This window comes from Paenibacillus sp. Soil787 (assembly GCF_001429545.1).
Lineage (GTDB): Bacteria > Bacillota > Bacilli > Paenibacillales > NBRC-103111 > Paenibacillus_E.
Genome location: NZ_LMSP01000012.1, coordinates 375,339 through 395,637, shown reverse-complemented (window position 1 = coordinate 395,637; position 20,299 = coordinate 375,339). Strand labels below are relative to the sequence as shown.

At 45.8% G+C, this 20,299-nt stretch carries 22 protein-coding genes; 21 read left to right on the top strand and 1 reads right to left on the bottom strand.

What is annotated here, in order from left to right; genetic code table 11:
- Nucleotides 1-2: 2 nt before the first annotated feature.
- Nucleotides 3-1,301 (bottom strand): nucleoside recognition domain-containing protein, encoded by a 1,299-nt coding sequence (locus ASG93_RS14385; RefSeq protein ID WP_056833001.1) that lies wholly within the window; start codon nt 1,299-1,301, stop codon nt 3-5.
- A 126-nt stretch (nt 1,302-1,427) separates the two neighbouring features.
- Here ASG93_RS14385 and ASG93_RS14380 point away from each other — a divergent pair, with 126 nt between their 5' ends.
- From ASG93_RS14380 to lepB, 21 genes are all read left to right on the top strand, one after another.
- A complete protein-coding gene (locus tag ASG93_RS14380) occupies nt 1,428-2,552 on the top strand; it encodes a SepM family pheromone-processing serine protease (protein WP_056832999.1) in 1,125 nt (374 codons plus the stop codon).
- Nucleotides 2,553-2,641: 89 nt separating this feature from the next.
- Complete coding sequence (locus ASG93_RS14375; RefSeq protein ID WP_056832997.1) at nt 2,642-3,148, top strand: YceD family protein; 507 nt, start codon at nt 2,642-2,644, stop codon at nt 3,146-3,148.
- A gap of 38 nt (nt 3,149-3,186) precedes the next feature.
- Nucleotides 3,187-3,360, top strand: a complete 174-nt coding sequence (gene rpmF / locus ASG93_RS14370) for a 50S ribosomal protein L32 (RefSeq protein ID WP_029195321.1) — start codon at nt 3,187-3,189, stop codon at nt 3,358-3,360.
- 119 nt (nt 3,361-3,479) lie between these two features.
- A complete protein-coding gene (gene fapR / locus ASG93_RS14365) occupies nt 3,480-4,094 on the top strand; it encodes a transcription factor FapR (protein ID WP_047672754.1) in 615 nt (204 codons plus the stop codon).
- Nucleotides 4,078-5,082 carry a phosphate acyltransferase PlsX gene (plsX, locus tag ASG93_RS14360; RefSeq protein WP_056832995.1) on the top strand — a complete coding sequence of 335 codons (1,005 nt, stop codon included), beginning with the start codon at nt 4,078-4,080 and terminating at the stop codon, nt 5,080-5,082. Before fapR ends, plsX begins: the two co-directional genes overlap by 17 nt.
- Nucleotides 5,079-6,065 (top strand): beta-ketoacyl-ACP synthase III, encoded by a 987-nt coding sequence (locus ASG93_RS14355; protein ID WP_056832992.1) that lies wholly within the window; start codon nt 5,079-5,081, stop codon nt 6,063-6,065. Before plsX ends, ASG93_RS14355 begins: the two co-directional genes overlap by 4 nt.
- A 401-nt stretch (nt 6,066-6,466) precedes the next feature.
- On the top strand, nt 6,467-7,417 hold the full coding sequence (gene fabD, locus ASG93_RS14350) for an ACP S-malonyltransferase (protein ID WP_056832990.1): 951 nt from the start codon (nt 6,467-6,469) through the stop codon (nt 7,415-7,417).
- Nucleotides 7,404-8,144 carry a 3-oxoacyl-[acyl-carrier-protein] reductase gene (fabG, locus tag ASG93_RS14345; RefSeq protein ID WP_047672764.1) on the top strand — a complete coding sequence of 247 codons (741 nt, stop codon included), beginning with the start codon at nt 7,404-7,406 and terminating at the stop codon, nt 8,142-8,144. The genes fabD and fabG overlap by 14 nt, the downstream gene beginning before the upstream one ends.
- Before the next feature lie 84 nt (nt 8,145-8,228).
- Nucleotides 8,229-8,462 carry an acyl carrier protein gene (gene acpP, locus ASG93_RS14340; protein ID WP_028558238.1) on the top strand — a complete coding sequence of 78 codons (234 nt, stop codon included), beginning with the start codon at nt 8,229-8,231 and terminating at the stop codon, nt 8,460-8,462.
- 94 nt (nt 8,463-8,556) lie between these two features.
- Nucleotides 8,557-9,792, top strand: coding sequence for a beta-ketoacyl-ACP synthase II (fabF, locus tag ASG93_RS14335; protein WP_056832988.1), 1,236 nt, complete (start codon nt 8,557-8,559; stop codon nt 9,790-9,792).
- A gap of 61 nt (nt 9,793-9,853) precedes the next feature.
- Nucleotides 9,854-10,555, top strand: a complete 702-nt coding sequence (gene rnc, locus ASG93_RS14330) for a ribonuclease III (RefSeq protein ID WP_056832986.1) — start codon at nt 9,854-9,856, stop codon at nt 10,553-10,555.
- A 100-nt stretch (nt 10,556-10,655) separates the two neighbouring features.
- Complete coding sequence (gene smc, locus ASG93_RS14325) at nt 10,656-14,231, top strand: chromosome segregation protein SMC (RefSeq protein WP_056832984.1); 3,576 nt, start codon at nt 10,656-10,658, stop codon at nt 14,229-14,231.
- 32 nt (nt 14,232-14,263) lie between these two features.
- On the top strand, nt 14,264-15,256 hold the full coding sequence (ftsY, locus tag ASG93_RS14320; protein WP_056832982.1) for a signal recognition particle-docking protein FtsY: 993 nt from the start codon (nt 14,264-14,266) through the stop codon (nt 15,254-15,256).
- A gap of 168 nt (nt 15,257-15,424) precedes the next feature.
- Nucleotides 15,425-15,775, top strand: a complete 351-nt coding sequence (locus ASG93_RS14315) for a putative DNA-binding protein (RefSeq protein WP_056832980.1) — start codon at nt 15,425-15,427, stop codon at nt 15,773-15,775.
- Between the two features lie 34 nt (nt 15,776-15,809).
- Nucleotides 15,810-17,168 (top strand): signal recognition particle protein, encoded by a 1,359-nt coding sequence (gene ffh / locus ASG93_RS14310; RefSeq protein ID WP_056832978.1) that lies wholly within the window; start codon nt 15,810-15,812, stop codon nt 17,166-17,168.
- 35 nt (nt 17,169-17,203) lie between these two features.
- Entirely contained in the window at nt 17,204-17,476 is a 273-nt protein-coding gene (gene rpsP, locus ASG93_RS14305) for a 30S ribosomal protein S16 (protein WP_056832976.1), read from the top strand.
- Between the two features lie 26 nt (nt 17,477-17,502).
- Nucleotides 17,503-17,733: a KH domain-containing protein gene (locus ASG93_RS14300; RefSeq protein WP_056832974.1), complete on the top strand. Its 231-nt coding sequence runs from the start codon at nt 17,503-17,505 to the stop codon at nt 17,731-17,733.
- Between the two features lie 82 nt (nt 17,734-17,815).
- Nucleotides 17,816-18,331 (top strand): ribosome maturation factor RimM, encoded by a 516-nt coding sequence (rimM, locus tag ASG93_RS14295; RefSeq protein WP_056832972.1) that lies wholly within the window; start codon nt 17,816-17,818, stop codon nt 18,329-18,331.
- Nucleotides 18,328-19,086 carry a tRNA (guanosine(37)-N1)-methyltransferase TrmD gene (gene trmD, locus ASG93_RS14290; protein WP_056832970.1) on the top strand — a complete coding sequence of 253 codons (759 nt, stop codon included), beginning with the start codon at nt 18,328-18,330 and terminating at the stop codon, nt 19,084-19,086. Before rimM ends, trmD begins: the two co-directional genes overlap by 4 nt.
- A gap of 164 nt (nt 19,087-19,250) precedes the next feature.
- Nucleotides 19,251-19,592 carry a 50S ribosomal protein L19 gene (rplS, locus tag ASG93_RS14285; RefSeq protein ID WP_028558249.1) on the top strand — a complete coding sequence of 114 codons (342 nt, stop codon included), beginning with the start codon at nt 19,251-19,253 and terminating at the stop codon, nt 19,590-19,592.
- A gap of 90 nt (nt 19,593-19,682) precedes the next feature.
- Nucleotides 19,683-20,294, top strand: a complete 612-nt coding sequence (lepB, locus tag ASG93_RS14280; protein ID WP_082614900.1) for a signal peptidase I — start codon at nt 19,683-19,685, stop codon at nt 20,292-20,294.
- The last annotated feature ends 5 nt before the right edge of the window (nt 20,295-20,299 follow it).

Here is a 20,299-nt window from a genome sequence, read left to right as displayed (position 1 = left end):
GTTTACGAATCAATGGCTTTCTTTTTGAAAATTCTAAGAACCGTTGAAATAATCATCATCAAAGTGAATAATAAAAGGAACTGCGTCAGCATAGGTCCCAACAGGCCCCATGCCGATTCGCCGTTCAATGGAAAGGCAACCTTAGGAAACTCGCTTTTGGCTTTGTCTAACCAAAGAAAACTGGGCTCAGAATCCAGCAAAAGCAGCTGCAGCGGCTTCCAAAACAGAACGGTAAAAACTAAAGCGAGTACAGCGTGCAGAACACGGGACTGGAAGAAGAATAGGTAACGAGCATCTGTTTTTTGATGAAAGCCAGCAACTTGTGCGTGAGCAGACAAGCCTCCCCAGCCAAGAAAAGCGCTTAGAAGCGCCATTTGCGGAAGTAAGGAGAGGCCTTGTGCTTGGCTAAAAGCATAGGCACCCAGGTGGATTTCCAGAGTCCCCTTGAGCCACTGAGATGTGGTATCGGTGTGAACATTCATAAAACTAAGTAAATAGTGTGTGACGGGTCGAAATACTTCTGTAAGATGAGTTATGTTAACTACATTAATCAGTACGGAAAAAATCATCATATAACCGCCAATTAGCATCAAGGTTTGCACGGAAGAGGTTACCGAATCCCCGAGCAGCTTGCCAAATGGACGTCCATCATGTAAATAAGCTTGGCGCATCGTTGATAAGGAGATTTTCCAAACGGAAGCGGAAGCTTGATGATTAGGCCGCAAGGTGGCTAATTGGAGTTCATGGGAGTCAGCAAAAGGCTGCTGTGCTTTTTTTGGATTTCTCATCAAAAATCCTGTTAAAATAGCCGAGATATAATGGACTACTGCAAGTATGAAGCCCAGCTTAGCGCTGTGCAGAAAGCCGACGCCTACCACCATTATCAGGAATAAAGGGCTGCACAAATGGGACAGTGCCATTAGTCGTTCTGTTTCTGTTTGGGAGATGAGTTTTTTTTCCCTCAGGGTAGCTGTAATTTTGGCTCCGGTAGGAAATCCTACTATAAGGCCTGATGCTAGCGCCCATCCACTTACTCCGGGAAGACGGAATACATTTCTCGTCAGCGGCTCCAGAAGAACGCCTATCCCTTGAATAACACCAAAACCGATTAACAGCTCGGTCATAATGAGAAAAGGCATTAGGGCCGGAAAGACAAGCTTCCACCAAATAGTAAGTCCCTCGAGCGAAGACTGAAATGCTTTGTCCGGGAATAAAATGATTGACACGACTACAAGGGCAGCCAAAGACCCCAGTACCAGCGTTGTTAATTTGGAGTTGGATCTTATATTCTTAGGCTGCATATTATCACCTCGTCCTTTAAACATGCTTCAATTGTACGCTAGAGGATGCGGGTTTAGACCAAGCTTTCGCTTGGCAGGTAAAGGAAGAGATACCACTTGTATAAGGGATCAGGAAGGGGAACCTGTATGGAGAACGAAGAAGAGAATACGATTCGTACATGGTCGAATGACTCGTATCGATATCCGAGAAGATCGGCGACTAGGCGCTATTTAATATCCGCGATAGTCGGAGTAGTCATTGTTTATTTGTTGTTTTTTGTAAGACTTCCATTTTTTATACTCATGCCAGGGACCGCGGAGGAAATTAAACCGATGGTGACGATCCCCAAAGGATCTGGTGACGAAAAGGGAACGCTAATGCTAACCACGGTGCGAGTTGCTGATGCCAACATGGTCAATTATTTAATCGGTCTCGTAAATCCTTATGAAGAGATTCAGCCCAAAACGAGTGTTTTGCGTAAAGGTGAATCGGAGCAAGAGTATTCACAGCGTCAAGAGTATGTTATGTTGACATCCCAAGCGAGTGCTATTCAAGCGGCATATAAGCAAGCGAAGATTCCTTTTCATATCAATCATGAAGGGGTTATGGTACTCCAGACGCTGCCTGGCCTATCGGGAGAAAAGGTTCTCAAACCGGGAGATGTGCTTTTAAAAGCTGGAGATAAAGAAGTGAAGGTCGCTCAAGATTTACTTGGCTCACTTAAAGGTAAAAAAGCAGGGGATACAATTTCTATCACGTATTCGAGGAAAAAAATCGAACAGCAAGCTGCGCTTACCCTCGGTGCGCTTCCTAAGCAGGAAGGCGAGCAGGGCGAGCCGCGGGCCGGCATTGGCGTTGTACCAGCGGATATGCAGGCTGTAAAAGCAGACCAAGAGGAGCAACAAGTATCCATTAAGGCTGGTGAGATTGGCGGTCCTTCGGCGGGATTAATGTTCTCCTTAGAGATTTACAATCAACTCGTAGCGGATGATATCACCAAGGGTTATCGCATTGCAGGGACAGGAACGATTGAAAGCGACGGCACTGTAGGTCCAATTGGCGGTATTCAGCATAAAATCATTGCCGCGGATCGAGAAAAGGCCGAATATTTCTTCGCCCCCAAGGATGTAACTTTTAAAGATGGTACCAAAGTGGAGAATTACTCCGACGCTGTCAAGAGAGCGAATCAAATTAAGACGAAAATGAAAATTGTAGAAATCGGCACCATGGAAGATGCACTCAAATTTCTAGCAAATTTGCCTCCGAAATAAGCTGGATCTAGTAAAAATAATATAATTTAAATTGACAAAAGGCATACAAACTAGATATAATAATCTTTGTTTGTTTGGGGTGAAATAACATGCAAATACGTTTTAAAGAGCTATCTCTTAAAAAGCAGGTTCATATGACCGAAGAATTGACCTTGACCGATCCTTTCGAAGGACGTCAAGATATCCTTGGTTATGGTCCCGTACACGTCGATCTTCAAGCCGTGTATGAAGATGGAGAAGCAAAAGTTAACGGTACGTTAACGCTAAACTTGGAGTTAAGCTGTTCACGATGCTTATCGCACACTAACCAAACAATCGAACTTCCTTTTGAGGAAGTCTTCATGCAAAAACCAGAAGTAGAAGATCCAGATTTAGATGAGGATATTCATTTGGTGGTTGGAGATAAAGTCGATTTGGAGCCTTACGTTGTAGAAAATGTAGTGGTCGGTTTACCGTACATACCACTTTGTGACGAAGCGTGCAAAGGTCTCTGTCCCGTGTGCGGAGAGAATCGTAATCAACGTGATTGCGGCTGTAAGCAGGAGAAGATTGATCCTAGGCTTGCAGGTCTCGCGGACTTTTTTAACAAAGAATAAGGCAACGCCCGAAATTCGTATAAGGAGGTGTTTTGAATATGGCAGTACCTCAAAGAAGAACGTCCAAAACTCGTCGCGACAAGCGCCGTACTCACTTTAAATTGGAAGTTCCAGGCATGGTGAAATGTGAACAATGTGGAGAACTGAAGCTAGCACACCGTGTGTGCAAGTCTTGCGGAACTTACAAAGGTAGAGAGATCGTAAAAGCATAAGATTGAACATAGTACTTCATCCTAGTGTGAGGTGCTATTTTTTTTGCTTTCTTTTTGGCTATAAATTTAATATACTACAGTTTAGTATCTGGTAATAAGATGAGATCTCACGAGATAAGGTGGTGCTCGCCATCGAACGCCTTCCTAAACGACAAAGGCAGCAGCAATTGCTTCAAGCCATCGAAGCTAATCCTTTTATGACAGACGAGGAACTGATGCGAACGTTTCAGGTCAGTATCCAAACCGTCCGCTTGGATCGGTTGGAACTCGGCATTCCTGAGCTGCGGGAACGAATGAAGCATATGGCGGTCAAAACGTATGATCATGTACGCTCACTGCCAATTGATGAAATTATTGGAGAAGTGATTGATTTACAGCTCGATCAAAGCGGTATCTCGATTTTTGAAATTAAAGAAGATCATGTTTTCTCAAGAACCAAAATTGCAAGAGGACATCATATTTTCTCGCAAGCGAACTCCCTGGCGGTTGCCGTCATCGACGATCCCATAGCTTTAACAGCTTCTGCAGACATCCGTTTTATTCGATCTGTAAAGCTCGGAGAGAAATGTATCGCCAAAGCCTATGTGCGTTCCGTATCCAAAGGGAAAGCAAGAGTCGAGGTGTTTTCATATGTTGGCGATGAAACGGTTTTTCGAGGCAACTTTGTGATCTTTCATTCGAAGAAAGAGCAACATCTAGATAGGGAGGACAAGCTGCATGCGAATCGCGATTGATGCAATGGGAGGCGACAATGCCCCTAAAATCGTAGTGGAAGGTGCACTCGCAGCGGCCAAAGAATGGAAGGATGTTCAAATCATTCTGGTCGGCAACAGCGCCGCGATTGAAGCGCATCTCACAGAAAGGCCAACGAACCTAACGATCCATCACACGGAAGAAGTCATTGAAGCAGAGGATGAGCCCGTAAAGGCCGTTCGCCGCAAAAAAGATGCTTCTATGGTGGTAGCAGGAAGGCTGGTACGTGAGAAGAAGGCGGAAGCCATGATTTCAGCAGGAAATACAGGTGCTTTGATGACGACTGGACTGCTAGTCGTAGGAAGAATTCCAGGGATTGAACGTCCTGCGCTGGCGCCTATGATTCCAACTATGGATGGAAACGGTGTTCTTGCGCTCGATCTGGGTGCTAATATGGATGCAACAGCCGAACAGCTGATTCAATACGCCATTATGGGTAGTATTTACCGCTCCAAAGTACACGGCATTACTAAGCCTCGTGTAGGCCTGCTGAATGTGGGTACAGAAGCGACCAAAGGGAATGAATTAACGAAAGCGGCATACCCTTTAATGGAACAAGCTCCTATTCATTTTGTGGGAAATGTCGAATCCTCTCAAGTGCTTCGTGCCAAATGCGATGTCATCGTGTGCGATGGATTCGCGGGAAATATCATGCTGAAATCATTGGAAGGCGCTGCGTCTACCATTTTCTCAGCATTGAAACAAGAGTTCACCAAAACCTTTTTCACCAAACTTGCAGCGGCTGTCTTGAAGCCAGGACTTACACAATTCCGCAAAAAGTTGGATTATAACGAACATGGGGCAGCCCCGTTTTTGGGAATTGATGGATTAGTCCTAAAAAGCCATGGCTCCTCCGATGCGAATGCCATTAAGAATGCAGTTCGTCAAGCGAGAATAGCCTTACAAAATGATTTGGTTGGCACGATATCTGCCGAAATTAGCCACGGGAAGAGAGATATAACAACATGAACTTAATACCAGTTGGGGTACTCGGAACGGGTAAATATGTACCAGAACGAATTTTAACTAATCAGGAACTGGAAACCATGGTCGAAACGAATGATGAGTGGATTGTGACCAGAACGGGTATACGTGAGAGAAGAATAGCTTCCGAAGGACAAGCTACATCTGATCTTTGTTATGAAGCCGCATTGATCGCTCTGTCAAATGCTGGGATTACGGCAGATCAACTTGATTTAATTATAGTAGCGACGATTACACCTGATATGTCATTCCCTTCGACGGCATGTATTCTCCAAGAGAAGCTGGGAGCCAAAAAAGCAGCAGCTTTTGACTTATCAGCAGCTTGTTCAGGCTTTGTATATGGACTAGCTAATGCTTCTAACTTCATTGCCACAGGTACATATAAACATGCTCTTATCATTGGCGCTGATTGTTTATCCAAAATTACTGACTATACAGATCGAAACACATGCATTCTTTTTGGCGATGGTGCTGGAGCCGTTGTTATTGGGGAAGTGCCTGAACATAGAGGTTTCAAATCGTTTGAGTTGGGCGCTGACGGCACAGGAGGTCCGCTCCTGAAAATGGAAGGTGGCGGGTCGCGCAACCCTTCTTCACAAGCCTCCATTGACCAACGTTTGCACTACATCTATATGGCCGGAGCTGAAGTCTTCAAATTTGCAGTCCGGATCATGGGCAATGCCGCTGATGAGGTGCTGCGCAAAGCAGGCTGGGAAAAAGCAGACATCGATCTGCTCGTGCCGCACCAAGCGAATATGAGAATCATCCAATCTTCATTAAATCGTCTAGAACTGACTGACGACAAATGCATGATCAACCTAGACAAGTACGGCAATATGTCCGCGGCCTCTATCCCGGTAGCTCTCGCTGAAGCTGTTGAGCAGGGTAGATTGAATGAAGGCGATCGCCTCGTGCTAGTCGGCTTCGGCGGCGGCCTAACTTGGGGTGCAGCTGCTTTGGTTTGGTAGTCCGTTACTATGTTGGATAATGCACGGTCGGCTGAAAAAGGTTGCAGCTGATAAAAGTTTCGAGTGATGCTATTGGCACTATCCCTAAGGCTCAGGTATCTAGAAAGCCATACTTTCAGCTCTTCCACTAGACCTGAGGGTTAGCTGGATAAATCCACGATTGGTTGAAAGTTTTACAACTGATAAAAGTTTTTCGGGTGATGCTGCTATTGGCACTATCCCCGAGACTCAGTAAACAAATTGAGTGGGCTCTGAAGAACTGAAGAACTGAAGAACTGAGCCAAGGGGATAGTGTTAATAAGGGTGTTAGAAAAATAGTTACTTGACGGAAAAATGGAATTTTAAGTTAAAATCCACAATTAATTACTGAAAATTATCGCGGAAGGGGATCCTTTTCTCGTATGGGTAAAGTAGCATTTGTATTTCCTGGTCAAGGCTCGCAGTCCGTGGGTATGGGGCATGATTTATACTTGAATCATCCTGCAGCTAGAGCATATTTTGAGCGCGCTAACGAAGCGCTGGGCTTTTCGTTATCTGATCTGATCTTCCAAGGGCCTGAGGACCAATTGAAGATCACGTATCACACGCAGCCTGCGCTGCTGACAACAAGCATCGCTTGTCTGGAAGCGTTCAAGGCTGCTGGCATTAAGCCAGACTATGTCGCAGGACATAGTCTGGGTGAATACAGCGCGCTGGTCGCAGCGGGCGTGCTCGCGTTCGAAGACGCGGTCCGCACGGTGCGGGCCCGCGGCGAGTTCATGGAACAGGCCGTCCCTGGCGGCCTGGGTGCCATGGCAGCCGTGCTGGGAGCCGAGCGCGAAGCGCTTGCGGAGCTATGCGCGGCTATCACAAGCGGCGGCTCCGTCGTGGAGCTCGCCAATGTGAACTGCCCGGGACAGATCGTCGTCTCGGGCAGTAAAGAGGGCGTTGCAGCAGCTGTAGAACGCTGCAAAGAAGCCGGAGCGAAGCGTGCCATACCGCTCGAGGTGAGCGGGCCCTTTCACTCTTCACTCATGAAGCCAGCCTCCGAGCGCCTCGCAGAAGTGCTCGCGTCGATCGAGATGAGTGACGCAGCCGTGCCCGTTGTGGCCAACGTAACGGCTCGTCCTGTCAAGCAGCCAGGCGATATTCGCGGGCTGCTTGTAGAGCAAGTTTACTCCCCAGTATTATGGGAGGACACGATTGCTTATCTGATCGGCCAAGGCGTCGATACGTTTATTGAGCTTGGCTCGGGAACGGTTCTCGCCGGTCTGATCAAAAAGGTAGACAAAACGGTGAAAACCGTGTCGGTAGGCAGTCTAGAAGCTTTGGAGAAGTATATGCAGGAGGTACACAATCATGTTAACGGGTAAGGTGGCACTGGTAACAGGGGCATCTCGAGGTATTGGCCGAGCGATTGCTTTGCATTTGGCTGAACATGGGGCCGATGTTGTTGTGAACTATGCAGGAAGTGAAGCCGCTGCTGGAGAAGTTGTTGAGCAGATTGAAGCCATGGGACGTAAAGCGATTAAGCTGCGTGCCGACGTAAGCAGTTTTCAAGAAGCCGATGATTTAGTGAAGCAAACGCTAGAAAGTTTTGGTAAAATTGATATTCTTGTGAATAATGCTGGCATAACAAGAGACAATTTAATCATGCGGATGAAGGAAGAAGAGTTCGATCAAGTCATCGCTACGAATCTCAAGGGTGTGTTCAACTGTGTAAAAGCCGTTACTCGCCCGATGATGAAACAGCGTTTCGGTCGAATTATTAATATATCTTCTGTAGTGGGTGTGCTCGGTAACCCGGGTCAGGCCAACTATGTAGCAGCAAAAGCGGGCGTTATTGGCTTAACCAAAGCGACTGCGAGAGAACTATCTTCTCGAGGCATTACGGTGAATGCTGTAGCGCCAGGTTTCATTGAAACCGATATGACGGACAAGTTGTCATCCGAGATGCGGGAGCAAATGTTGAAGCAAATTCCACTGGAACGCCTTGGCCAACCTGAGGAAATTGCTAAAGTTGTTCGCTTCCTAGCATCAGACGATGCGTCCTACATGACAGGCCAAACACTTCATGTGGATGGCGGCATGTACATGTAAGTTTTACCAGAAAGAGAATCTCAAAATTGACTACTGGCAATCTGTCAGAGATTCTCGTATAATACCAAAGAGGAGGTGAACCGGATGTCCGACGTATTGGATCGTGTTAAACGAATTGTTGTCGATCGTCTAGGGGTTGATGAAGCTGAAGTCACCCTCGAAGCATCTTTTAAAGAAGATCTAGGTGCTGATTCTCTCGATGTAGTTGAATTAGTAATGGAATTAGAAGATGAGTTCGATTTAGAAATTTCCGATGAAGATGCCGAGAAGATTACGACTGTAGGAGAAGTTACGAATTACATAAAATCTCATACGTAATAGTCTACCGAGTCCCGTTTCTAATCAAGACGGGACTTTCTCTCCATTTTCAAACAATAAACAATGGTGCTTTACTACATAGAAGGTGGTACAAATGAACAGAGTTGTAATTACAGGTATGGGCGTAGTTACTGCCCTTGGTCAAGATTTAGAAACGTTTTGGGGCAATCTGACTTCTGGTAAATCCGGAATCAGTTTGATCGAGAATTTTGATGTAAGCGAGTATCCGACTCGTATTGCTGCTGAGGTTAAAGATTTTAATATTGAAGATTATGTGGATCGTAAGGATTCACGTCGAATGGATCGTTTCGTTCAATTCGCTGTTGCTGGTGCGGTTAATGCGCTAAAAGACGCGAACTTGAATGTAAAGGAAGATACGGATCCTGAACGTGTGGGCGTATCGGTTGGTTCAGGAATTGGTGGATTGAATACATGGGAAGAACAGCATAGAATTCTTTTGGAAAAGGGTCCGAAACGCGTATCTCCCTTCTTTATTCCGATGATGATTGCGAATATGGCGTCTGGTCAAGTTTCAATGATTACAGGAGCAAAAGGACCGAACTCCACGGCTGTTACTGCCTGTGCGACAGGTACACACTCCATCGGTGATTCATTCAAAATGATTCAACGTGGCGATGCTGACGTAATGATTTGCGGCGGTGCTGAGGCAACGATTACGCCGATTGGTGTGGCTGGCTTCTGCGCTTTGCGTGCGATGTCAACTCGCAATGAAGAGCCTCACTTGGCGAGCCGCCCGTTTGATACAGACCGCGATGGTTTTGTCATGGGCGAAGGAGCAGGCGTAATGATTTTGGAATCGCTAGAACATGCGCAGAAGCGTGGGGCACGCATCTATGCCGAAGTGATTGGTTATGGGATGAGCGGTGATGCTTATCACATGACAGATCCAGATCCGGACGGGGCAGCACGTTGTATGGTCAAAGCAATTAAAGACGCGGGCATTAGCCCAGAGTCGATTTCTTACATTAATGCTCATGGAACGTCTACGCCAGTAGGAGATAGATCAGAGACTACGGCTATTAAGAAGGCTTTTGGTGAACATGCCTACAAAGTAGCTGTTAGCTCTACAAAATCAATGACAGGGCATTTACTTGGCGCTGCAGGCGGTGTAGAAGCAGTTATCTGTGGTTTAACCATTTCTAATAGCTTGATTGCACCGACGATCAATCTGGTCAACCAAGACCCGGAATGTGATTTGGATTATGTGCCAAACACAGCCCGCGCGGCGAAGGTTGACATTGCGATGTCGAACTCATTTGGTTTTGGTGGACATAATGCAACGATTATCTTGAAAAGGTTTGAAGCATAATTTGCCTTCCTACGAAGAAAGATAACGGAATATCATTCTCTCTGGGTGGTGAATAAAGGCAATGAACCGTGATATTAAAGAACTGCAGCAGCGAATAGGGATTACATTTCGTAAAAAAGAGCTGCTTCAGCAAGCTTTTACCCATTCTTCTTACGTCAATGAACACCGTATTGCTGGGCATAAAGATAACGAGCGTCTGGAGTTTCTTGGGGATGCTGTCCTTGAACTAACGGTTTCGGAATTTTTATATGATTCTTATCCAGGGCGTTCAGAAGGTGAATTGACGAAGCTCAGGGCGTCTATCGTTTGTGAGCCGTCACTCGTTACGTTCGCTGATGATTTGGATTTCGGTGCTTTTGTATTACTTGGTAAAGGGGAAGAGTTAACTGGAGGGCGGTCACGCCCGGCGCTCCTTGCCGACGTTTTCGAGTCCTTTGTTGGAGCTTTATACCTTGATCAAGGCTTGAATATCGTAAAAGGTTTTCTCGAAAAGCACGTTTTCGCAAAGATCTCCAGTGAAGGTAAATTGTTAATTATTGATTACAAGACTCTCTTGCAGGAGCATATCCAACATCACAACATGGGTTCATTGGAATACCGCATTGTGAACGAACGAGGGCCTGCTCATGAACGTGAGTTTGTAGCTGAAGTGCACATGGATGCCGACCTTCTGGGAACTGGAGCAGGACGTTCCAAGAAAGAAGCGGAACAGCAGGCAGCTGCTGGGGCCTTGTCGAAATTGAATGTGACCGTTCAGCGGTAATGCAATGCATATGGCTTTAAGGGGCGGCTGCGGCCGCCTTTTTTGTTTTTTTCTCTTATTTTTATTAGGGATATGTTACAATAATTTCTGAGGTGAGACCATGTTTTTGAAACGGATTGAATTATCCGGGTTTAAGTCTTTCGCAGACCGTACGGAACTGGAATTTGTGCGCGGTATAACCGCGGTTGTAGGTCCTAATGGCAGTGGAAAAAGCAACATTTCGGACGGTATCCGCTGGGTGTTAGGTGAGCAAAGTGCGAAGTCCTTACGTGGCGGTAAAATGGAAGATGTTATTTTTGCAGGCAGTGATGCGCGTCGAGCTGTCAATTATGGGGAAGTCTCGCTGACGCTAGATAATACGTCGCAATCGCTTCCACTTGACTTCAATGAAGTGACGGTTACTCGCAGAGTGCATCGTAATGGGGAAAGTGAGTATTTAATTAATAAGCAGCCCTGCCGCCTGAAAGATATTACAGAATTGTTTATGGATACGGGGATAGGAAAAGAAGCTTATTCGATTATTGGACAAGGCCGTATCGAAGAAATTTTAAGTACGAAATCCGAAGATCGTCGTGGGATTTTTGAAGAGGCTTCGGGGATTGTTAAATATAAATCGCGTAAACGTGAAGCTGAGAAAAAATTAAGTGACACCGAGCAAAATTTGCTGCGGATTCACGACCTGGTTTCTGAGCTTGAGGATCAAATTGAACCGCTTCGCGAGCAGTCTGAAAAGGCGATTCGCTATAAAGAGCTTCGGGAGACGCTCAAAAGCAGTGAGATTGCAATGTATGTGCATCAAATTGATCAGATTTACATTTCATGGAACGATGCGAAGCAACTGCTAGAGAAACTAATCAAGGAACAAACAGAGCTTTCGACGATTGTGAATCAGCATGATGCGCAATTAGAGAAGCATCGATGGGAAACTCGCAGGTTAGAGGAGGAGCTGGAAAAGCTTCAAGAAAGTTTACTTCAGCTGAGCGAAGATTTTGAGAAGTGCGAAGGGCATGGCGAAGTGCTCAAGGAACGAAAAAAGAATTATGTAGCTAATCACCAGCAGCTAAGCGCTACAATCGCTATGCAAGAGCAGCGTAAAATAGATAAAGAAGCTGAGCTGAGTCAACAGCGGGAGAAAATCATCCAAATTGGCGCCCAACTATTTGAGTTTCAAGCCAAGCTGACCGCGGAAGAACAGCGGTTACTTGGAGTTAACGGTGGTATCAGTTCCTCACCTGAAGATCAGTTGAAGGGCGAATTGTTGGAAACATTAAACCGAATGGCTCAGGCGAGGAACGAGATTCGTTACGCTGAGCAGCAAACGGAAAGCATCGGTCGTCGTTTGGAAAGGCTTGATGAAGAACGTCAGAAATGGGCGGAACAGCGCGAGAAGATTTCAGTCCGTAAGCAAGAGTTGACGGCTAAATTGGAACAAACGGTAAGCGAAATTGAGAACGAACGACAAAGGTATGTGCAGTTAACCCAAAGCTTGAAAAGCAAGCAAGGGCTGCTCGATGAAGCACAAGGCATGGTCCGCAAATGGGAGCAGAAGCTGGATGCGCTGACATCTCGCCGCGATACGATGAAAGAGATGGCAAATGATTACGATGGCTTCATGCAAGGAGTTAAAGAAGTTCTTAAAGCGAAGAGCCGCAAGGATTTGCGTGGTATTCGCGGGGCCGTAGCTGAGCTTGTTAAGGTGCCGGCTGACGTTGAGACGGCGATTGAGACGGCGCTCGGCGGCGCCTTGCAAAATATCGTTGTCGAGACCGAAGCGGATGGGCGTGAAGCCATTGCCTTCTTGAAGCGCCGTCAAATGGGACGAGCTACGTTCCTGCCTATGAATGTTATTCGCGGCCGCTCGATTTCGGACAGTGAGCTTAGTTCTTTGAAATCTTCCAAAGGTTTTGTCGGGCTTGCTGTAGATCTTGTTTCATTTGAATCCACCTACCAGAACATCTTCTCAAGCCTGCTTGGGAATGTTGTCGTGGCGCAGAGCTTAGAAGATGCGAATCATATCGCTGCAAAAGCACAGTATCGCTATCGGGTTGTGACGCTGGAAGGTGATGTCGTGAACCCTGGCGGTTCGATGACAGGCGGAAGCTTGCAGAAGAAATCAACGAATCTGCTTGGGCGTCAACGTCAAATTGAGGAGCTGGATCAGGAGATTAAAACTTCCGAGCAGCAGCTCAGCGGTTTGCGCAGCCAATCCAGCGTGATGAAGCGCGAGATTACGGATGATATGATGACGATCGAACAGCTCCGTCAACAGGGTGAGCAAAAGCGTATCACAGAGCAGCAAATTCGGGCAGAATTGAATCCTCTGGAGTCTGAGAGCCGTACAGTCGAGGAACAGCTTACGCTGGATAGTCAAGATCGAGGTTCGCTGCTAGAAGAGCAGGCTGATCTTGGACGGAAGAAAGTCGCGTCTGAAGCAGCGCTTGCTGAACTGCAGCAAGAGGAAGCTTCTTTGCAGCAAGCGATTCGAGATGCCGAGCACTCCCGTAAAGCGAGTGAGTCGGAAAAGGAAGAGCTGCAAAGCCAGTTGACGGATTTGAAGGTCAAGGTTGCTTCTATTTCACAAGAGAAACAGTCACTTCAGGATCAACAGCGTCGACTGCAGCAGGATCTTGGAGAAGTTGATCGCGAGATGGAAATGAACCGCGGTCTGCTTGAGCAGCTGGAGAAAGATATGGCTGCACTTGAGCAAGAGACTGTACTACAAGTTGAATTACTTAACGATCTCAAGCTCAAGAAGCAGCAATGCTCAGAAAACATTGATTTCAAACGAGCTGAGCGAACGGAATGGTTACATAAGCTTGAGCAAGGAGAAAATGAAACACGGACGCAACGTATTCAGTTGAAACAGGTTGAAGAGGGTCTGCATCAAACTGAGGTCCGTGTAACTCGACTGGATGTTGAACTAGAAAACTTGCTGAAGAAGTTAGGGGAAGAATATGAGCTTAGCTATGAGCTAGCAAAAGAGCGCTACCCAGTTCCTGAGGATATCCAAGGTACGCAGAGCAGAGTGCGTGAACTTAAACGTGAGATCGCTTCGCTCGGTGATGTGAACCTTGGCGCTATTGAAGAATATGCAAGGGTCTCTGAGCGTTATGAATTCTTAGACTCTCAGAAAAACGACTTGATCGAAGCTAAAACGACGCTTTATCAGGTCATCCGTGAAATGGATCAAGAAATGTCCAAACGGTTTAAGACCACCTTTGATGCGATTCGCTCGCATTTTGGCGTCGTATTTGCTAAATTATTCGGTGGTGGCCGTGCGGATTTGATTCTATCTGAACCGGAGAATATGCTGGATACAGGTATCGAGATTGTTGCACAGCCGCCAGGTAAAAAGCTGCAAAATCTTCAGCTTCTTTCCGGTGGAGAGCGCGCTCTCACAGCAATTGCACTGTTATTCTCGATTATCCGCGTAAAGCCGGTTCCATTCTGCGTACTCGATGAAGTAGAAGCTGCTTTGGACGAAGCGAACGTATCTCGTTTTGCCGAATACTTGCGTGAGTTCTCTGAAATGACGCAATTTATCGTGGTTACGCACCGCAAGGGGACAATGGAGGAAGCGGATGTGCTGTATGGGGTAACGATGCAAGAGGGTGGTGTTTCCAAGCTCGTTTCCGTTCGTTTAGAGGATGAAGAAGCGGCCATGTCCGCATCATAATTAGGGTAAATGTTATTTTATTAGGAGGAACCATGAGCTTTTTTAAACGATTAAAGGAAAGTATTTCCAGCAAGGCCGAAGCGGTTACGAATAAGTTCAAAGAAGGACTAACGAAAACAAGAGATGCCTTCGTCGATCGTGTGGATGATTTATTTAGCCGCCGAAAGAAGATAGATGAAGACTTTTATGAAGAGCTTGAAGAAATTCTAATTGGCGCTGATGTGGGTGTAAATACAGTTCTTAAGCTAATCGATCAGCTTCGCGCCGAGGTGAAGAACCGCAAAATAGAAGATCCCGCGGAACTGCAACCGGTCCTCTCCGAAAAGTTGATCGAGCTGTTAAAGGGTGACGCTGATGCAGGACTGAAGTTAAATCCAAATGGCTTATCTGTCATTTTGTTTGTTGGTGTGAATGGCGTAGGGAAGACAACGACAATCGGTAAAATGGCACACATGTTCAAATCTCAAGGAAAAAAAGTATTAATGGCTGCAGGCGATACATTTCGTGCCGGAGCCATTGAGCAGTTGGAAACTTGGGGCGAGCGTGTTGGTGTGGATGTGATTAAACAGCATTCAGGCTCCGACCCTGCTGCCGTCATGTTTGATGCGGTGCAGGCTGCGAAAACGCGTGGTGTAGACATCTTGTTATGCGACACTGCGGGTCGTTTACAAAACAAAGTGAATTTGATGGAGGAACTGAATAAGATCTACCGCGTTATCCAGCGTGAAGTTCCAGATGCTCCTCATGAAGTAATTCTCGTTTTAGATGCTACTACCGGACAAAATGCACTCAGCCAAGCAAAGCTTTTCGGTGATAAAACAGGTCTGACAGGGTTGGTGCTTTCTAAGCTCGATGGTACGGCCAAAGGCGGTATAGTTGTTGCGATCCGTCAGGAGTTATCACTTCCTGTGAAGTTCGTTGGCCTCGGTGAGAAAATGGATGATCTTCAGCCTTTTGATTCCGAGCAATTCGTGCATGCCCTTTTTGGCAAATGGATCGGCGAGCAAAAAGAAGAAAATGTTTAATCATTTGCTTCTCTGATGTATGAAAAATTCTCCTCAGCCGTTTATTGGTTAGAGGTTTTTTTTTGTTCTTAAACTGACAAGGTCAAATGCTTGACATTCATCTTGGAATTCAGTATGATAAGTTCTGTTGTGCTGCTGTCAAGCGTGCAACCTTTACGGAGGTGGATCATGTCGATCGATCAAATGCTTGAGAAAACGAATCGCGTTAACTTGCTATTTGATTTCTATGAACCGCTGTTGACCGATAAACAGAGAACGTTCCTCCAACTGTATTTTCATGATGATTACTCGCTAGGAGAAATCGCTGAGAATTTTGAAATTAGCCGCCAAGCGGTTTATGAACATATTAAACGAGCAGAGTCAACTCTTCAGGAATATGAGAGCAAATTGCATCTGGTACATAAGCACGAACAACGCATGAAGCTGCGTTCGGAACTGGTTCAGGTGCTTGAAGTTTGCGAACCAGAGCTAAAGAGGAAAACAACGGAACTTTTTGATACAATAGTAGGGATCGATTAAAACATAAAAAGTCCAGAAGCAGGAGGTGAAGCGCATGGCATTTGAAGGATTGGCAAGCCGGTTACAGAACGTTTTCGGTAAGCTGAGAAGCAAAGGTAAGCTGACGGAAGAAGATGTAGGCGAAGCGCTTCGCGAAGTACGATTGGCGCTGCTTGAAGCGGACGTTAACTTTAAAGTAGTCAAAGACTTTATTGCTAAGGTGAAGGAACAGTCCATCGGACAAGAAGTATTGAAATCCTTCACACCAGGCATGGTCGTTATCGATATCGTTAACAAAGAGCTAACCGCACTTATGGGCGGTACACAAAGTAAGTTAGCTCGATCGAACCGACCGCCAACTGTCATCATGATGGCAGGTTTGCAAGGGGCAGGTAAGACAACAACATCTGGTAAGCTAGCGAAGATGCTCCTTAAACAAAACCATAGGCCGCTTCTTGTAGCCTGTGACATTTATCGTCCGGCTGCGATCAAGCAGCTGCAGGTTCTTGGAGAACAACTCAATGTTCCGGTATTTTCACTCGGCGATCAAGTAAATCCTGTCGATATTGCTAAAGCAGGACTTCAGCATGCCAAGGATAACGGTAATGATTATGTCATTATCGATACCGCAGGTCGTTTGCACATTGATGAAAACCTGATGGACGAGCTGAAAAATGTTCGAACTGCTGTTGAACCGGATGAAATATTGCTCGTTGTCGATGCGATGACCGGGCAGGATGCAGTCAATGTTGCAGAAAGCTTTCATGGGCAGCTTGAGCTTACGGGTGTTGTACTGACCAAGCTGGATGGCGATACCCGCGGTGGCGCGGCGTTATCGGTTAAAGCTGTAACAGGTTGCCCAATTAAGTTTGTGGCTAGCGGTGAGAAAATGGATGCTCTAGAACCATTCTTCCCTGATCGTATGGCCTCAAGAATTCTTGGCATGGGCGATATGCTTACCTTGATTGAGAAAGCGCAAGCCGGTATCGACATGGACAAGGCGAAAGAGATGGAGCGCAAAATGCGCAACGCCGAATTCACCTTCGAGGATTTCCTTGATCAAATGGAGCAAGTGAAGAAGATGGGGCCTCTGGATCAAATTCTTGAGATGCTGCCAGGAGCGAATAAGATCAAGGGCATGAAAGATATGAAGGTTGACGACAAACAAATGGCACGTGTTGAAGCTATTGTGAAGTCGATGACAACCGAAGAGAAACGCAAGCCTGAACTTCTCAATGCGAACCGTCGCAAACGGATTGCTCAAGGCAGCGGCAACTCGGTACAAGAGGTCAACCGTTTCATTAAGCAATTTGACGATATGCGCAAAATGATGAAGCAGTTTTCCGGCATGATGGGACCTAAAGGTGCCAAAGGCATGAAGAAACTAGGCAAGGGATTTAAATTCCCCTTTTAAATAAGCATTTTATTCTAAGTAGGAGGTGATTTTTCATGGCAGTACGTATTCGTCTTAAACGTGTAGGCGCTCATAAAGCTCCTTTTTACCGTGTGGTGGTTTCGGATTCCCGTTCCCCGCGTGATGGTCGTTTTATCGAAGAAATCGGTACTTATAACCCAATTGTTGAACCAGCAGCTGTAACTCTTGATGAGGAGAAAGCGCTGAAATGGCTTCAAACTGGCGCTCAACCGTCCGATACAGTTCGCAGCTTGTTCTCAAAAGCAGGTCTGATGACTAAGTTTCACGAGCTGAAATTACAGAAGTAATCTGTTATCTTTCGGAGGGTGGGTTCATGAAGGATCTTATCACCGTTATTGCTAAGGCTCTTGTCGATCATCCGGAAGAAGTACGTGTCACTGTGGTGGAGAAAGATGACAAGATCGAGTACAGGCTTTCTGTCCATCCGGGCGATGTCGGTAAAGTGATTGGCAAGCAAGGCAAGATTGCGAAGTCGCTCCGAACAGTTGTCACGTCGGCAGCAGTGAAAGAAACGAAACGGGTAGCTGTTGAAATCGTTTCATAAGAAATTAGGTTAGGATTTAGTTCCTAACCTTTTTCTTGTATGGTTTTGAAGGTAAATTAATGTGGAGGTTGGGCAAGCGCATATGAGCGAAAAACTTGTGACAGTTGGTCGAATTGTGAATAGCCATGGTATTCGCGGAGAGCTAAAAGTGGTTCCGGAAACTGATTTTCCTGAGCGTTTCGATAAAGGAAATGCATTGATTATTGTAGATTCTCAAAATAAGCAAACGCCGGTGACGGTGCAAACCTCCCGCTTACATAAAAATATGTTTATCTTGCAGTTTGCAGAGTTCTCTAACATTAATGAAGTTGAGAAATTCAAAGGCTCGCTTCTTAAGATTGAAGCTAAGGAACAGCAGCCGCTTGAAGAGGGAGAATACTATTATCACGAGATCATTGGCTGTAAGGTCGTTACGGAAGAAGGCCAAGAGTTAGGGCTTGTTTCTGAGGTTTTGACACCAGGGGCTAATGATGTATGGGTCGTTTCTTTACCGAAAGGCAAACAGCTGCTGCTTCCTGTCATTGATGATGTGATACTGGATGTAGACATTGCCAACAAAACGATTCGTATTCATCTGATGGAAGGATTAATGGAATGAGAATCGATGTATTGACCCTGTTCCCGGAAATGTTCGAGGGTGTGTTTTCGTCCAGCATTTTAGGGAAAGCTCGTGACAAGGGGATTGTTGCTCTCAAGACGGTTAATTTTCGAGATTATTCCAATAATAAGCATAACACAGTAGATGATTATCCATATGGCGGCGGTGGAGGGATGGTTCTTAAGCCAGAACCGATATTTGCTGCTGTGGAGAGTTTGCCTATACATCAAGAAGATGGACAAGACTCAGTGAAGCCGCGAGTGATTCTTATGTGTCCACAAGGGGAGACGTTCACGCAGAAGAAAGCGGAGGAGCTGTCTAACGAACAGCATCTCGTGTTTATTTGTGGTCATTATGAAGGCTATGATGAGCGCATTAGGCAGTATCTAGTGACGGAAGAACTATCCATCGGTGATTATGTGTTAACAGGCGGCGAGTTACCCGCTATGGTTGTTATAGACAGCGTAGTGAGGCTGCTGCCTGGTGTGCTCGGTAATGAGATGTCAGCCGTGACGGATTCATTCTCTACAGGCTTGCTGGAATATCCCCACTATACAAGGCCTGCTAAGTTTAGAGATTGGGAAGTACCTGAGATGTTGTTATCAGGGCATCACGAAAATGTGAAGCGTTGGCGCCTCAAGGAGTCTCTGTTCCGAACACTAGAACGCCGTCCTGATTTGCTTGAAGGAAGAGAACTATCCAAAGAAGAAAAAGCTTGGGTGGTTGAATGGAAAGGGCGGAAACAAGAGGAGTAAGCCCCCAAAAACTTCTCTATTGAATTTCTTTCCTGTCTATGATAGTATATATTCTGTTGTGAATTTTTCAACAGTTCGAGTCTGGTGGTCCTCTACGCATAACAACTAAGAACGACTATGCCAATAAGCGGAATGAACACCTGTGTGGAAGGAGGGAGTCAACTATGAATCTTATTCAAGAGATTACGAAAGAGCAACTCCGTACGGATATTCCTAATTTCCGTCCAGGAGACACACTTAAAGTACACGTAAAAGTTATCGAGGGTACACGTGAGCGTATTCAGCTGTTCGAAGGTGTTGTTATTAAACGCCACGGCGGTGGAATCAGCGAAACGTTTACAGTTCGTAAAATTTCTTACGGTGTGGGTGTGGAAAGAACTTTCCCATTCCATTCTCCGAAGATTGACAAGATTGAAGTGGCTCGCCGTGGTAAAGTTCGTCGTGCGAAACTTTATTATCTGCGTGGTCTTCGTGGTAAAGCAGCAAGAATTAAAGAAATTCGATAAGAAAACGGGGGGCTTGTTCAGGCAAGTCTCCTTTTCATTTTCATGGTACATACTAGAGATAAACCAAAACTGGAAAAGAGGCAATCAGTGATGGAACACAGTAATCAAGAACAGCCTTACATAGAGCCGGATAAAACAACAGAAACGACTCCCGTTAAAACGACGAAAAGCGAAACATGGGAATGGATCAAAGCATTAGTGATCGCGGGAGTGCTCGTGATTATCATTCGTTGGTTCCTGTTCTCTCCTTTTATTGTTGATGGAGATTCCATGCGTCCGAATTTTTTCACAGGTGAACGACTCATAGTCAATAAAATTGTTTATGATATTCGCTCACCCAAACGCGGCGAGGTTATCGTTTTCCATGCGCCGGAAGGTAAGGATTACATTAAACGCGTAATTGCTCTCCCAGGTGAGACCGTAAAGGTTACGGGTGACAAGGTGTTCATTAATGGTCAAGAGATTGATCAGCCTTATATCAAGGATGCGATTGAGCAGGCGAAAAAAGAAGGACATCCCTATAATACGTTATCCGATTTTCAAGAGAAAAAAGTGCCTGAAGATGAAATATTCGCAATGGGAGATAACCGTGGTAACTCCAAAGACAGCCGAGCGATTGGCTTCATACCTTACAACAAAATTGTAGGCCGTGCGGAAGTCATTTTTTGGCCAGTGAGCAAAATCAGTTTCATACATTTTTGAGGTGA

Coding starts and splice junctions, on each gene's coding strand:
- ASG93_RS14385 (WP_056833001.1), bottom strand. CDS start 1,301: ATGCAGCCTAAGAATATAAGATCCAACTCCAAATTAACAACGCTGGTA.
- ASG93_RS14380 (WP_056832999.1), top strand. CDS start 1,428: ATGGAGAACGAAGAAGAGAATACGATTCGTACATGGTCGAATGACTCG.
- ASG93_RS14375 (WP_056832997.1), top strand. CDS start 2,642: ATGCAAATACGTTTTAAAGAGCTATCTCTTAAAAAGCAGGTTCATATG.
- rpmF (WP_029195321.1), top strand. CDS start 3,187: ATGGCAGTACCTCAAAGAAGAACGTCCAAAACTCGTCGCGACAAGCGC.
- plsX (WP_056832995.1), top strand. CDS start 4,078: ATGCGAATCGCGATTGATGCAATGGGAGGCGACAATGCCCCTAAAATC.
- ASG93_RS14355 (WP_056832992.1), top strand. CDS start 5,079: ATGAACTTAATACCAGTTGGGGTACTCGGAACGGGTAAATATGTACCA.
- fabD (WP_056832990.1), top strand. CDS start 6,467: ATGGGTAAAGTAGCATTTGTATTTCCTGGTCAAGGCTCGCAGTCCGTG.
- fabG (WP_047672764.1), top strand. CDS start 7,404: ATGTTAACGGGTAAGGTGGCACTGGTAACAGGGGCATCTCGAGGTATT.
- acpP (WP_028558238.1), top strand. CDS start 8,229: ATGTCCGACGTATTGGATCGTGTTAAACGAATTGTTGTCGATCGTCTA.
- fabF (WP_056832988.1), top strand. CDS start 8,557: ATGAACAGAGTTGTAATTACAGGTATGGGCGTAGTTACTGCCCTTGGT.
- rnc (WP_056832986.1), top strand. CDS start 9,854: ATGAACCGTGATATTAAAGAACTGCAGCAGCGAATAGGGATTACATTT.
- smc (WP_056832984.1), top strand. CDS start 10,656: ATGTTTTTGAAACGGATTGAATTATCCGGGTTTAAGTCTTTCGCAGAC.
- ftsY (WP_056832982.1), top strand. CDS start 14,264: ATGAGCTTTTTTAAACGATTAAAGGAAAGTATTTCCAGCAAGGCCGAA.
- ASG93_RS14315 (WP_056832980.1), top strand. CDS start 15,425: ATGTCGATCGATCAAATGCTTGAGAAAACGAATCGCGTTAACTTGCTA.
- ffh (WP_056832978.1), top strand. CDS start 15,810: ATGGCATTTGAAGGATTGGCAAGCCGGTTACAGAACGTTTTCGGTAAG.
- rpsP (WP_056832976.1), top strand. CDS start 17,204: ATGGCAGTACGTATTCGTCTTAAACGTGTAGGCGCTCATAAAGCTCCT.
- ASG93_RS14300 (WP_056832974.1), top strand. CDS start 17,503: ATGAAGGATCTTATCACCGTTATTGCTAAGGCTCTTGTCGATCATCCG.
- rimM (WP_056832972.1), top strand. CDS start 17,816: ATGAGCGAAAAACTTGTGACAGTTGGTCGAATTGTGAATAGCCATGGT.
- trmD (WP_056832970.1), top strand. CDS start 18,328: ATGAGAATCGATGTATTGACCCTGTTCCCGGAAATGTTCGAGGGTGTG.
- rplS (WP_028558249.1), top strand. CDS start 19,251: ATGAATCTTATTCAAGAGATTACGAAAGAGCAACTCCGTACGGATATT.
- lepB (WP_082614900.1), top strand. CDS start 19,683: ATGGAACACAGTAATCAAGAACAGCCTTACATAGAGCCGGATAAAACA.